Here is a 13,430-nt window from a genome sequence, read left to right as displayed (position 1 = left end):
AAGTGGGCGATTAATCGGCAAAAAATTTATCATGAAAATTCACAAAAAACAGTTCCTTTGTGGCTCTCGTGCAAGCGGTATAGAGCCAACGAAGGAAATCCATATTAAGCATTTCATCCGTTAAAAAGCCTTGATCAATAAAAACGGCGTCCCATTGCCCACCTTGTGCCTTATGGCAAGTAACTGCCATAGAAAATTTGATTTGCAATGCGTTATAATACGAGTCGTTTTTAATAGCTGCTATTTGCTCTTTCTTACTTCCCAATTCTTGATAGTCTTCCATTACCGAGTCGAACAATTTTCGCTGACTTTCTGTAGGTAAATTAGGAGAGTCTGTGTATAAAGAATCTAGTAGGACTCTACAGGATAAAGGCTCCAAATTATCTTGGTCGACGAAAGCCAAACTTACATCGGCAAACCGAAAACCATGTTGTTCATGTACATTACGAACCCGTTTTACAATTGCCATATCTCCATTAGCAATAAACTGCTGCGCATCGCTTTCTCCACTTGTCCAATAATAATTGTTTCGCACCACCATTACATGATCTCCTCCGGTCAATTCCTCTTCTCGATAGAGTATCCGGTTACGTATTTGCTGATTATATAAATTGGCACTTTTATTTGATCTACAAATAACCAATGTATTTTCGATTCCATATTTGTCATAAGCATAATGAAGCCCTTCGATAAAACGCTCACCCGTCATCCGATAGACATCGGCGAAGTTTCTTACCTTTAGTTTCGGAAAGTGGAGCTTTTTATTGCTACCGTCTAACCTAATTTGTTCGCGAATAGCGGTGGCATTACGCAAAATACCGGAGTTACTCGTTTGTCGCACCACCTCGGTCAATTCGCAGCTCATTACGTGATAGCCAAAATGGTCTCTTATATACCTCGGGTTTAAGGCGGGACTTTCCAATAATCCCACCGGGGGGAGCTGGGCGGTATCTCCTACAAACATAAGTTTGCAATTATCACCGCTTTCAACATAAGTTATCAGGTCTTCCAACAAGCCGGTCTTTCCGAAACCACTCTGCTCATTTGAAATCATAGAAGACTCATCTATAATAAATAACGTATTTTTATGTAAATTATCGGACAAAGTAAAAGACATATCCGGTGTGCCGGCGACTTTCTTTCGATAGATTTTTTTATGGATAGTAAATGCCGGTCTTTCTGCATAAGCACTCATTACTTTAGCTGCTCTTCCCGTAGGTGACAATAGGATCGACCGCATATTTAGGGCCGGCAATACACGTACCAAGGTGCTAATAAGCGTAGTTTTACCCGTACCGGCATAGCCCTTTAAAATAAAACAAGTCGCCTGTTGTTTAAAACTTAAAAAAGTGGCCAGTTCTTTAAATGCTTCCTTTTGCTGCGGAGTGGGTGTAGCGGGAAACGATTGCTCGAATTTGTTAATTATTTCCACATTCAAACCTAACACAAAAAAATGCTTTTTGCAATATCGTTTGTAAAGGGTACTTTTGCTAGCCATGAGTGAATTATTGCAAATAGAATTTATTGACGACAACTTCACCGTAGATAAAAGTGAGGATTACCAGTTATTAGTAAGACAAGGCAACCATCGATCACAAATGGCCATTTTTAGTCAGCAAAATCGCCTATTATTACTGCTCTCTTGGCAAAAAGATGTCAGGGAAGAGCGTGTCGACCAATTGTTGCACTTGGCTTATCAATCCAAAGTTCTATCAATTGATACGAATTACAAGATGTTAATACCTAACGAATTATACAATCCATCTCAAGAAGTATATTACTTAAATGCTTTTTTTTTAGACAAGGAAAATCATTCGTTATTAAGCAGTTATATAAAGCCATTCGCCGCGCAGTGCATCTACGGCATATCAAAAGAAGAGCAAAGACAATTACTTTTGAATTTTCCGGATTTCATGATTCAATCCGATAGTACAGCCATATTAAGTGCACTCGCAGCTATTGCTTCAGATCACAAAAACTATCTCTCTCTTAACTTTGGCGAAGGGTATGCAGACTTCTCTTACATCTCAGACGGGAAATTGATATACCACCATATGCAGCCAAGTCAGGATGCAGACGAATTTAACTACTTTCTATTGGCTATTGCCCAAGAATACAACATCAACCTTTCTAGTATATCAATAATAATTTCAGGTCAAATAGAAGTTGACGATCCAACCTATCAACGCCTGAAAAAATACAGTAATCAATTGTCTTTTTTGGATTTGTCCGGTGTAATGGAATGTAGCAATTTCAATGTACTGAAAAAGGGGTATCAAAAGTTATCATTATTCGGATTATTATGCGCATAATTGGTGGACGTATTAAGGGGGTAAAACTTTCACCCCCCACAAATTTACCGGTTCGTCCAACAACCGATCTAGCAAAAGAGGCCTTATTCAATATATTGGAAAATCGACTTGTATGGAGCGAAACGGACGCATTGGATTTATTTAGTGGCACAGGCAATATTTCAATTGAATTGGCCTCACGAGGCGTCAAAAGTCTTTTATCCGTAGACATTCACGGTAAATGTTGCACATATATAGATACTCAAAAGAGCAAATATCAATTGGAGCAGATGAAGATCCTTAAAGCAGATGTGCTGAAGTTTATAACCGGATGCAAACAATCTTTTGACTTCATTTTTGCTGACCCCCCTTATGATTTGCCACAACTCCCTTTGTTACCTAACATGCTCTTCGAGCATAAACTATTGAATCCAAAAGGATTGTTCGTTTTAGAGCATCCCACTACTAGAAAGGTGGATCAGCATGTTAGCTTTGTGGAGCAACGCGTGTACGGTTATTCATCATTTAGCTTTTTTGAACTTTCCTAGCGCGCTTTATATTCGAATTATTTTCGATAAGTTTGAGCTTAAATTGATAGCAATAAACATACACCACCATGAAGAAGCGAGTTGCTGTATTTCCCGGGTCTTTCGACCCTATTACTAATGCACACATGGATATCATATTAAGAGCCATTCCTTTGTTCGACGAGATCCATATCGCAATTGGATTAAATAGTTCAAAAACGCCTCTTCTAAGTAGTGATATGAGAAAAACAATTCTTGAAGCTATTTTCAAGGGTAAACCTTCAGTTCATGTTTCAAGCTACACCGGTTTAACCGTAAATTATTGCAAAGAGGTGGGCGCTTCCTATATTCTTAGAGGGCTTCGGAATGCAGCAGATTTTGATTTTGAGAATGCAATAGCGCAGAATAATCGACAACTTGAACCGACTATTGAAACTGTTTTATTATTTGCAAGCCCCGGCTTTGGGCATATCAGCTCCACCATTGTAAGAGATATACTTAAGCACCGAGGCTCTATCAAACATCTTGTACCAAAGGAAGTGCTAAATTATATATAGGCTTTTTTCTCAAGCACATCCTTAATAATGCCGTAGGTATTTGACAAAACATCGCCTACACGATCAGGATGGACCCATTGCGCATCCGTAATATCTTCACTTGTCTGAGGAATCAGTTTTGGCTTTTTGTTCACCCCCATTTCATACCAATTTGTCTTTTTAAGCACTACACTGCCTTTCATCTCATAAGCATGGTAAGATGATATAATTTTTGGCCCCAAATAGTCGACATGTATACCACATTCTTCTTCAACCTCACGAAGAGCAGCGCGCTTACTTTTTTCTCCCGGATCTATCTTTCCTTTTGGTAAATCCCATTTTCCCAATCGATGTATAAAAAGGATATCTCCATCTCCGTTCCGCACCAAGCCGCCGGCTGCACCGATTAACCTTACCGACCTTTTGATCATTTTAAGCATCGCTTTCGGATCTTCTACTAAAAGTAAAAATTTAGTGGCACTTTCAAGTGATAAACTTTTCTTAAAAAGTTTTACAAAATCAAAAGACTGTAAATCAATTTGTTGAAAAGCATCCAAGTAGCTAGGCGTAAAATCGGTCAAGAGAAGGACCGATTCGTTCATATAAATTTTATAAATTTGCATCATGAATCACAAGAGTGAGATTGAACAAAAAGTTGCTGAATTTTTATTGCAAATTAAAGCAATTAAATTACAACCTTCCAAACCTTTTACTTGGGCATCGGGTTGGAAGTCCCCAATTTATTGCGACAATCGCATATCATTATCACATCCTACCGTAAGAACGTACATCAGACAAAAGCTTTCTGAAGTTATCCAAGAAGAGTTTGGTTCTATCGGAATGATAGCCGGTGTAGCGACGGCGGGTATCCCACAAGGTGTACTGGTGGCACAAGATCTCGGCCTGCCTTTTGCCTATGTACGATCAAGTGCAAAAGAGCACGGACGACAAAATATGATTGAAGGAGAAATCATAGAAGGGCAACGGGTAGTAGTTATTGAAGATTTAATATCTACAGGAAAAAGTAGTTTGAAAGCGGTAGAGGCATTGAGAGAAGCCGGATGCGATGTAGTGGGATTAGTAGCTATTTTCAGTTATGGATTTGATGTAGCGGATGAAAATTTCAAAGCGGCTAAATGTAGGTATACTACGTTGTCAAACTACAATGCTTTAATAAAATATGCTTCCGAGAATGGCTTCGTCCATCATGAAGAAGAAGATTTGCTACGTGAATGGCGAAGAGATCCGGCAAATTGGGAACCTAAAACTGTATAGATTTTCGTAAAGAAGCATATCGATGACTGTTATAGAAAGCAAAAGCATTATCAATCAACCCGTAGAGAAGGTATATAACTTTCTTGCCGATTGCAATAATCATGAAAAACTGATGCCCGAAAATGTTTACAATTGGTCATCTACTAAAGACGAGGCAAGTTTTACTGTTCAGAATATGTCTAAACTTGCCTTAAGAGTTAGTGAGCGTAAAGAAAATCAAGAAATATCCATTGTACCTTCGGAAAAGGCCCCCTTTGATCTCACATTAAGTTGGAAGGTTAAATCAATTGACCCTAGCACCAGCGAGGCTGTTTTCACTATTCAGGCAGATCTAAACATGATGATGAAGATGCTTGCCAGCGGGCCTTTAAAGAAATTGACGGATTACCAGACAACGAAATTAAAAGAAGAATTGGAATCCTAGCTTGGGACACTCCTTTAGTAAAAAAACCTGTCTATTTTAGGCAGGTTTTTTTATATAGAGACAGAGATTTACTCCGCCATTTTTTCATATAAAACTTTAAAGAACAGACAGTTAGTCATTGAAACCAAATCACGTAGCGACAAAATGTCTGTTTTCGTCAAACTACTTTTGATGGTATTCGTTTTGATATAGTCTAGCAAATCCTTATAAGACTATTAATAAAACGAAAATGAATTTAAACAACTTTACAATCAAGGCGCAGGAAGCTATTCAAAAAGCCTCGGAGATTGCGGGTGGAAACCAACACCAAGCTATTGAAAATGCGCACTTATTGAAGGCTCTTCTTTTAGTTGATGAAAACGTTGTAAGTCATTTATTAAAAAAACTCAATGTCAATATAAATCGCTTGAACGAAGCCTTGGATCAACAAATCAGCGGTTTCCCTAAAGTAAGCGGAAGCAATATATATTTATCTTCTTCTACTAATACAGCTTTACAAAAAGCACAGGGATACCTGAAAGATTTCAAAGATGACTTTGTATCGGTAGAGCACTTATTATTGGGCGTCCTAAACGCGGGTGATAAAGCCGCTGCTGCATTAAAAGATCAGGGTGTCACGGAAAAAGACTTAAAGAAAGCCATCATTGAATTAAGAGGTAACACACGGGTAACCGATCAGAATGCGGAGGCTACATATAATGCCTTGAACAAATATGCACGTAATCTGAATGAATTTGCCGAATCGGGAAAGCTCGACCCGGTGATAGGACGAGACGAAGAAATTCGACGGGTTATCCAAATACTCTCCCGCCGGACCAAGAATAATCCAATCTTAGTTGGGGAGCCGGGTGTCGGTAAAACAGCAATAGCAGAGGGTATTGCCCATCGTATTATCAAGGGTGATGTGCCGGAGAACTTGAAAAGTAAAACGGTCTTTTCTCTAGATATGGGGGCCCTAATCGCCGGTGCCAAGTATAAGGGTGAGTTTGAAGAACGGTTAAAAGCCGTTGTAAAGGAAGTAACTGATAGCGATGGAGAGATCATTCTCTTTATCGACGAGATCCACACACTCGTAGGTGCAGGAGGTGGTGAAGGGGCCATGGATGCCGCCAATATTTTAAAACCGGCTCTGGCGAGAGGAGAGCTACGTGCCATAGGGGCCACTACACTCAATGAATTCCAGAAATATTTTGAAAAAGACAAGGCTTTGGAACGCCGATTCCAGAAAGTCATGGTAGACGAGCCCGACACACAAGATGCGATCTCTATTCTAAGAGGTATTAAGGAGCGGTATGAGACGCACCATAAGGTGCGAATAAAAGACGAAGCGATTATCGCTGCCGTTGAACTTTCACAACGCTATATTGCGGATCGTTTCCTACCGGACAAGGCCATTGACTTGATGGATGAGGCTGCATCTAAACTTCGATTAGAAATGGATTCCGTTCCGGAAGCAGTTGATGAAATCGAACGCAAAATCATGCAACTTGAGATTGAGCGCGAAGCAATCAAGCGGGAAAACGACACCCATAAAGTAGAAGAGTTAAGTCGCGAAATAGCAAACCTAGCCTCGGATAGAGACTCCTTGCGCGCCGCTTGGCAAAGTGAAAAATCACTTGTCGATAATTTGAACCATCACGTACAGCAAATTGAAGATTTTAAGCTGGAAGCCGAGCAGGCTGAAAGGGCGGGCGACTACGGAAAAGTTGCTGAAATTAGATACGGTAGAATAAAGCAGGCACAAGATGAGCTTGAAAAGTTAAAAAAAGAACTTGAAGAAAAACAAGGCACTGGTCGTATGCTTAAGGAGGAAGTTACCGCCGAAGATATAGCTGATGTGGTTTCCCGTTGGACGGGGATTCCTGTAAGCAAAATGGTGCAGAGCGAAAGGGAAAAGTTGCTTCATTTGGAAGAAGAACTTCATAAACGAGTTGCAGGACAAAGTGAAGCCATAGAAGCCATCTCGGATGCCATTAGAAGGTCGCGTGCAGGTTTAAGCGATAAAAGAAGACCGATCGGATCTTTTATATTTTTGGGAACAACAGGGGTTGGTAAAACAGAATTGGCAAAAGCGCTCGCCGAATTTTTGTTCAACGATGAACATTCAATGGTCCGGATTGATATGAGCGAATACCAAGAGCGGCACGCCGTTTCACGATTAATCGGTGCGCCTCCCGGTTATGTTGGTTATGATGAAGGTGGCCAGCTAACCGAAGCTATCCGCCGCCGCCCTTATTCGGTTGTGTTATTGGACGAAATCGAAAAGGCGCATCCTGACGTATTCAATATTCTTTTACAAGTTTTAGATGATGGACATTTAACCGACAACAAAGGACGTGTGGTGAATTTTAAAAACACCATTATCATTATGACCTCAAATATTGGTTCTCACCTGATCCAGGAAAATTTCAGTGAATTGAATGAAATAAACCGAGATGAGATTATAGCCAAGACAAAAAATGAAGTATTCGAGCTATTGAAGAAATCGATTAGACCGGAATTTTTGAATCGGATCGATGAAGTTATCATGTTTACTCCACTAAATCGTGATGAAATCGGTGAGATCGTTCGTCTTCAATTTAATGGGGTACAAAGACAATTGGCTGAAATGGGCATACAGCTGGAAGCCTCGGATGAAGCGCTCGATTGGTTAGCTCAATTGGGTTATGACCCTCAATTTGGCGCACGACCGTTGAAGCGCGTCATACAAAAACGAATTTTGAATGAGCTGTCAAAAGAAATCCTTGCCGGAAAAATTGACAAAGACAGTAAAATCAAATTAGATATGTTTGATCACAAATTCGTTTTCTTACAGGAGAATAGCTAATATTCATTTTTCAGGAAAAGAGAGTGTCTCCTCTTTGTCAAAGACAAATATTGCGAGACACTCTTCTTTTTTATTTATATATAGTATACGACTTACCTGTTTCTTCCAAAAGCATCGGAGTACTACCAAAATGACTTCGCTGCAACGACTCTTGTCACTATCTCTTTCCAACCACTACCCTACTTACCATTATCCTACTTAACTAATTACAAAATTCGTAACTTTACATTAATGGTTGATCAAAAGCTATCAAATAAAGGAGTCAGACGAAAGGTTCTTTTTGTCTTTATCTGTTGTTGTATTGCCCTTGCTCTGGCATGGACCATCAGCAAGGATGCTTTTAATCAAGTGCTATCGGCTGTAGATAATATTGCGAAGCCAAACGAAAAGATGCGCTTGGTTAGTAAAGTATCGCGAGACATTATGCAGCTCGATCAGTTGCAACGGTCTCAAGTATTGACTGATGGAGATAATTCATATGAACAGCTACAAAAAGAATCAAAATTAGTTTCTGCCTCCCTCGATTCGTTAAAGAATCTATATTCGCAAGACAGCAATCAAACCAAAAGGATCGATTCCATTAAAACGCTGTTGAAAGAACGTGACAAGCTTTTTAAGGCTTATGTTCAAGTTCGTGAAAAAATGGTTGACAGTCATGAGTTTTCTAAACAATTACAAAGCATTGGAGAGATTGTTCAAAACACCCCGAATAGCGATAGTACTGTTGTAACGAGAAGGAAAATTACGGAAACAACCACCATCGAACCGGGGGAGATAGTGAAGGCTGATTCGATGCAAGATGACCGCTCTTTCTTCGGAAAGATATTCGGATCGAAACGAAAAAACCCGCCCCGCCCGAATACGATTACGCAATCGAGACGGATCGTTAAAGAAGGTATTGAGGAACTGATAGATACAATTGCAACTTCAAAACAAGACAGTGCCATTAAATTAATTGATAGCGTCTTGAGAACCATTGAAGAAACCCAACGCGCACAAAGCGATTCATTTATAGACAGAGAAGTGGAGCTGACTTATGCAGGGAATCTATTGATCAGCAAGATGCTTAGTATACTGAATGCAGTGGAAAAAGAGGGAATGCTGCAGATGGAAAACGAGAATATGGGAGCCAGAACGGTGATGAACCATAGTTTGAGTCGGATTAATTTGGTGGTATTAAGCTTTTTAGGCGTTACAATTATTCTCGTCTTACTGATCTTGTCGGATATTAGAAAAAGTAATCGCTATAGGCGAGAGCTCGAAATTGCCAAAGAAGAAGCCGAATACCATAGTGCAGCCAAGCAGCGGTTCCTTTCCAACATGAGTCATGAGCTTCGTACACCTCTACAATCGATCATTGGTTATGCCGAACAATTACGGGACGAACACCCCGAGGATAGCCGTAAGGTGAACGTAATATATCAGTCTTCAGAACACCTATTGCAGATAGTAAATGAAGTATTGGATTACAATCGTATCAATTCCGGTAAATTTCATTTTAATAACCAGGATTTTTACTTGTCACAATTAATTGAAGAGGTAGTTGCAGCTATGCAACTACAGGCCGAAGAAAAATCACTGTCCTTAAATTTGAGCAAAGAGATTGAAGGGACGGGTTATCTATTTGGCGATCCTTTTCGGATCAAACAAATCCTTTATAACTTGCTTAGTAACGCCATTAAATTTACCGATCAGGGATCGGTTACCTTGATGGTTAGTACCGCCATAAAAAATGAGCTAACCGAATTAAGAATAACGGTTGAAGACACCGGAAAAGGTATTCCTGAAAGTGATATTCATCGAATTTTCAACGAGTTTGAACAAGCGGAAAACTCAAATTCCGGCACCCATTTTGGCAGTGGCTTGGGGCTGAGCATTGTAAAGACGCTATGCGAAGCCATGGGAGGAAATATTAGGATAAAAAGTCAGCTGGGTAAGGGATCCACATTTGACGTATTTATCCCTTTAAAAACGTCTACGTTAATCGAAACAAGTAGAGAGGAAAACAACCTGATCCCTATAAAAGATTTCACAGGAACTATTTGGGTAATAGACGATGATAGTTTTATCCTCGAGCTCTGTCACAATATTTTCAATAAATATAAAATCAACCATCGTACCTTCTCCGATCCGAATGATTTATTGAATACACCATGGGACTCAAGTGTTAGCATTGTCTTAATGGACATGCGTATGCCGGGAAAAACGGGCGTAGAATTAAATCATGAGTTACGGCCAAGAATCGAAGAGGATGTGAAAATATATGCCTTCACAGCTCAGGCATTACCGGAAGAGCGTGAAAAAATAATTTCTCAGGGTTTTGATGGTTTATTGCTGAAGCCATTTAAGGAAACTGATCTTTTGCATCTGCTTGGTTTACGTAAAACAAACGAAGAGCCCCTTAAAATAAAAAACCGGAACGATTTGAGAGATTTTGATTTTTCTAATCTGAAGAAATTGACCTACAATGACAGTAATCAGGTTACCAAAATACTAAACATTTTCATTAAAGATACGGGAAAAGATCTTATTAATCTACGCAATGCTTTGCAGGCTAACGAGAGAGAACAACTCGCGTTGATTTGTCATAAACTAGCGGGAAGAACATCCCAGATCGGCGGACAGAAGATAGCTATTAAACTTCGAAAGCTTGAGATTGACATCAGAAATAATGAATTCGACATTCTGGAAATTCAAGGGATTATAGATCAATTATACCGCCTATTGGATTATCTGAAAGAAGAGTTGCATAGCCGATCCTTCATCAATGGAACGGTTCTATAACCTTGAGAAATAAATTACGCGAATTAGGAAATACCGTACTTATCTAATTTATTATAGAGGGTTTTTCGATCTATATTTAAGACCTGTGCCGCCTTACTTTTATTATATTTCACCTGCTGTAAGACATCCATTATAAGCTGTCGCTCATGTGCCTCACTTTGGGATTTAAGATCAGCAGCCACATGCTCGGAATTCGGATGGCTTTCATGATGTTTATGCTGATTGATCGACAATACCATCTCATCCGGTAACGCGCTCGATTCCGCTGTATCACCCGGTGTCAATAGCACCATCCTCTTTATTACATTTTTAAGTTCCCGTAGGTTGCCGGGCCAATCATAAGCTTTGAAAATATCTTTTACCTCTTTAGAAAGGTGAACAACCTGTCGATTCAATTCTTTATTAGCTTTAGCTACAAAAAACTCAATAAACGTATCCATGTCACTTCCCCGGTCTCTTAGAGCCGGTACAATAATTTCGAATTCATTGATCCGATGATATAGATCTTCTCTAAAATTTCCCGATGCTGAACTACCCAATAAATCATCGTTCGTTGCGGCTATGACACGAACATCAACTTTAATTTGCTTATTAGCACCAATAGGCTGTATTACTCTTTCTTGTAAAGCTCTTAATAATTTCACCTGCACATCATACGACAAATTCCCTATTTCATCTAAAAACAGCGTACCGCCATCAGCCTCCTCAAATTGTCCTTTTTTATCCGTAAGTGCTCCTGTAAACGACCCCTTAATATGTCCAAACAGTTCGCTGGCTGCCAGCTCTTTGGAAAGGGTTCCACAATCAATGGATACAAAAGGTTTATTGGCTCGGTTGCTTTTTAAATGAATGGACCTTGCCACGTACTCCTTTCCCGTACCGCTTTCCCCCCTTACCAACACAGACATGTCGGTCGGTGCAACTAAATTGATGTATTCTTGAAGCTTTTTAGATTGGGTACTAACGCCTTTTACAAAGTCTGACGACTCTTCTTCCGGTAATTTTTTGGTGGTCGAAGGGATTTGTTCTTCACTATTATGGTTTAATGCATCTTTTAAAACCATTAATAATTCATCGGGGTTTACCGGTTTCGTAATATAATCAAACACCCCCAAACGCATGGCCCTTACTGCAGTGCGTACGTCATTGAAACTGGTCATGATAATAACAGGGATATTTAGGCCCCTGTTCCGAACTTCTTCCAATACATCCAAACCCGTTCCATCCCCCAGACGATAATCCAGCAACATAAGGTCAATAGATTCGTCCAATGATTTGACACTACTTTTGACATTGTACCTCATTTCAACTTGATGACCATTTTTTTTCAAAAAGCCTTCGAGAATAGTCGAAAAGGTAGTATCATCTTCTACAAGCAGGATTTTGGCCATATTTATTTGTCTTTATCCTCCAACGGAAACAATTCGTTTTTTAGTATATTACGTTAATCTACAAAACTACTATTTTTTCGCCGATTAGCACTTAATTATTATGAATTAGTTACCCATATATCGAATAATCGCATCTGCAAATTGACTCGTTTTAAGTAAGGTAGCCCCTTCCATCTGATTATAAAAGTCTATGGTAACTTGTTTTGAACGAATGGTTTTAGCCAGTCCTTTTTTAATGATTGATGATACCTCGTGCCATCCCATATAATCAAACATCATCACGCCGCTCAAGATAACTGATGAAGGGTTCATACTATCTGTATTTGCAAAACGAGGGGCTGTTCCATGCGTTGCTTCAAACACCGCATGCCCTTTAAGGTAATTAATGTTCGCTCCCGGAGCTATGCCGATTCCGCCAACAATGGCCGCCAATGCATCTGAAATGTAATCACCGTTGAGATTTAATGTAGCAATCACTGCATAGTCTCTTGGGTTTAGCAAAATCTGTTGCAGAAAATTATCAGCAATTACGTCTTTTATAATAACTTTCCCTTGCTGTTGTGCTTTTTGTAACGCATTGTTTGCAGCTTGTTCACCGTCGGTAGCCTTTAATCTTTCCCATTGAGTCCAGGTAAACACGTCTTCGGCGTATTCATTTTCCGCTAATTCATAACCCCAGTTCTTAAAGGCACCTTCTGTAAACTTCATAATATTCCCCTTATGAACTAAACTCACGGATGGAAGTTTCTCCTTTATTGCATATTCTATAGCTGCCCGTATTAAACGAACGGACCCTTCCTTCGATACCGGTTTTATGCCAAGAGCCGTCTCTTCTTTGAAGGGATAGTCCACACCAAACTGATTTGTTAGGTACTCTTTTAAAACTTGGGCTTCCTTACTGTCAGCTTCGAATTCAATGCCGGCATAAATATCCTCTGTATTTTCACGAAATATGACCATATCTACATTTTCCGGGTGTTTAACCGGTGAGGGGACTCCCTCAATCCAGGATAACGGGCGCTGGCAAACAAATAGATCGAGCAACTGCCGAATAGCCACATTTAACGATCGGATACCACCTCCAACGGGTGTAGTTAGTGGTCCTTTTATCGAAACAACGTACTCCCTCATGGCCTCAATTGTTTCCTCAGGAAGCCAGCTGCCAGTTTGGTCATAGGCTTTTTGCCCTGCCAAAATCTCTTTCCATTCGATCTGCCGCTTCGCTGCATAAGCCTTTCGTACACCTTCATCAAAAACACGAACGGCTGCATTCCAGATATCAGGCCCTATTCCATCACCGATGATAAAGGGTATGATTGGATTATCAGGAACGGTTAAATGTCCTTTTTCATTTATGGTTATTTTCTGTCCCATA

General features: G+C 39.9%; 11 protein-coding genes. 7 read left to right on the top strand and 4 right to left on the bottom strand.

Annotation, left to right across the window (positions count from 1 at the left end):
• Nucleotides 1–10: 10 nt before the first annotated feature.
• Nucleotides 11–1,432 (bottom strand): ATP-dependent RecD-like DNA helicase, encoded by a 1,422-nt coding sequence (locus tag FKG96_RS13600; RefSeq protein ID WP_371719657.1) that lies wholly within the window; start codon nucleotides 1,430–1,432, stop codon nucleotides 11–13.
• A 64-nt stretch (nucleotides 1,433–1,496) separates the two neighbouring features.
• On the opposite strand from FKG96_RS13600, the gene FKG96_RS13595 reads away from it, so the two are divergent.
• From FKG96_RS13595 to coaD, 3 genes are all read left to right on the top strand, one after another.
• Nucleotides 1,497–2,312 (top strand): DUF3822 family protein, encoded by an 816-nt coding sequence (locus FKG96_RS13595; protein WP_130857433.1) that lies wholly within the window; start codon nucleotides 1,497–1,499, stop codon nucleotides 2,310–2,312.
• Nucleotides 2,303–2,839, top strand: a complete 537-nt coding sequence (locus FKG96_RS13590; protein WP_130857432.1) for an RsmD family RNA methyltransferase — start codon at nucleotides 2,303–2,305, stop codon at nucleotides 2,837–2,839. Before FKG96_RS13595 ends, FKG96_RS13590 begins: the two co-directional genes overlap by 10 nt.
• A gap of 68 nt (nucleotides 2,840–2,907) precedes the next feature.
• Nucleotides 2,908–3,375: a pantetheine-phosphate adenylyltransferase gene (gene coaD, locus FKG96_RS13585; protein ID WP_013666416.1), complete on the top strand. Its 468-nt coding sequence runs from the start codon at nucleotides 2,908–2,910 to the stop codon at nucleotides 3,373–3,375.
• On the opposite strand, the gene FKG96_RS13580 is transcribed toward coaD, so the two are convergent.
• Entirely contained in the window at nucleotides 3,366–3,956 is a 591-nt protein-coding gene (locus tag FKG96_RS13580) for an NUDIX hydrolase (RefSeq protein ID WP_207303790.1), read from the bottom strand. The two genes, coaD and FKG96_RS13580, sit on opposite strands and share 10 nt — an antisense overlap.
• Nucleotides 3,957–3,978: 22 nt before the next feature.
• Between FKG96_RS13580 and pyrE the strand changes: the two genes are divergently transcribed.
• The 4 genes from pyrE to FKG96_RS13560 all read left to right on the top strand — a co-directional run bounded on the left by pyrE (nucleotide 3,979) and on the right by FKG96_RS13560 (nucleotide 10,664).
• Nucleotides 3,979–4,629, top strand: coding sequence for an orotate phosphoribosyltransferase (gene pyrE / locus FKG96_RS13575; protein ID WP_130857430.1), 651 nt, complete (start codon nucleotides 3,979–3,981; stop codon nucleotides 4,627–4,629).
• Between the two features lie 22 nt (nucleotides 4,630–4,651).
• The gene (locus FKG96_RS13570) at nucleotides 4,652–5,053 is read left to right on the top strand and encodes an SRPBCC family protein (RefSeq protein WP_130857429.1); all 402 of its coding nucleotides are present in this window, start codon (nucleotides 4,652–4,654) and stop codon (nucleotides 5,051–5,053) included.
• Between the two features lie 229 nt (nucleotides 5,054–5,282).
• The gene (clpB, locus tag FKG96_RS13565) at nucleotides 5,283–7,880 is read left to right on the top strand and encodes an ATP-dependent chaperone ClpB (protein ID WP_130857428.1); all 2,598 of its coding nucleotides are present in this window, start codon (nucleotides 5,283–5,285) and stop codon (nucleotides 7,878–7,880) included.
• Between the two features lie 231 nt (nucleotides 7,881–8,111).
• Nucleotides 8,112–10,664, top strand: coding sequence for an ATP-binding protein (locus FKG96_RS13560; RefSeq protein WP_130857427.1), 2,553 nt, complete (start codon nucleotides 8,112–8,114; stop codon nucleotides 10,662–10,664).
• A 23-nt stretch (nucleotides 10,665–10,687) separates the two neighbouring features.
• On the opposite strand, the gene FKG96_RS13555 is transcribed toward FKG96_RS13560, so the two are convergent.
• Nucleotides 10,688–12,055, bottom strand: a complete 1,368-nt coding sequence (locus FKG96_RS13555; protein WP_013666410.1) for a sigma-54 dependent transcriptional regulator — start codon at nucleotides 12,053–12,055, stop codon at nucleotides 10,688–10,690.
• Between the two features lie 105 nt (nucleotides 12,056–12,160).
• Nucleotides 12,161–13,429, bottom strand: a complete 1,269-nt coding sequence (gene icd, locus FKG96_RS13550) for an NADP-dependent isocitrate dehydrogenase (protein ID WP_130857426.1) — start codon at nucleotides 13,427–13,429, stop codon at nucleotides 12,161–12,163.
• Nucleotide 13,430: the final 1 nt, after the last annotated feature.

This window comes from Olivibacter sp. LS-1 (genome assembly GCF_008245145.1).
In the GTDB taxonomy this organism is placed as follows: domain Bacteria; phylum Bacteroidota; class Bacteroidia; order Sphingobacteriales; family Sphingobacteriaceae; genus Olivibacter; species Olivibacter oleidegradans.
This window is presented reverse-complemented; position numbering and strand designations above follow the sequence as displayed.

What these genes read in the sequence shown, in the direction of transcription:
- FKG96_RS13595 (WP_130857433.1), top strand. Translation starts at nt 1,497, where the DNA reads ATGAGTGAATTATTGCAAATAGAATTTATTGACGACAACTTCACCGTA.
- FKG96_RS13590 (WP_130857432.1), top strand. Translation starts at nt 2,303, where the DNA reads ATGCGCATAATTGGTGGACGTATTAAGGGGGTAAAACTTTCACCCCCC.
- coaD (WP_013666416.1), top strand. Translation starts at nt 2,908, where the DNA reads ATGAAGAAGCGAGTTGCTGTATTTCCCGGGTCTTTCGACCCTATTACT.
- FKG96_RS13580 (WP_207303790.1), bottom strand. Translation starts at nt 3,956, where the DNA reads ATGAACGAATCGGTCCTTCTCTTGACCGATTTTACGCCTAGCTACTTG.
- pyrE (WP_130857430.1), top strand. Translation starts at nt 3,979, where the DNA reads ATGAATCACAAGAGTGAGATTGAACAAAAAGTTGCTGAATTTTTATTG.
- FKG96_RS13570 (WP_130857429.1), top strand. Translation starts at nt 4,652, where the DNA reads ATGACTGTTATAGAAAGCAAAAGCATTATCAATCAACCCGTAGAGAAG.
- clpB (WP_130857428.1), top strand. Translation starts at nt 5,283, where the DNA reads ATGAATTTAAACAACTTTACAATCAAGGCGCAGGAAGCTATTCAAAAA.
- FKG96_RS13560 (WP_130857427.1), top strand. Translation starts at nt 8,112, where the DNA reads ATGGTTGATCAAAAGCTATCAAATAAAGGAGTCAGACGAAAGGTTCTT.
- FKG96_RS13555 (WP_013666410.1), bottom strand. Translation starts at nt 12,055, where the DNA reads ATGGCCAAAATCCTGCTTGTAGAAGATGATACTACCTTTTCGACTATT.
- icd (WP_130857426.1), bottom strand. Translation starts at nt 13,429, where the DNA reads ATGGGACAGAAAATAACCATAAATGAAAAAGGACATTTAACCGTTCCT.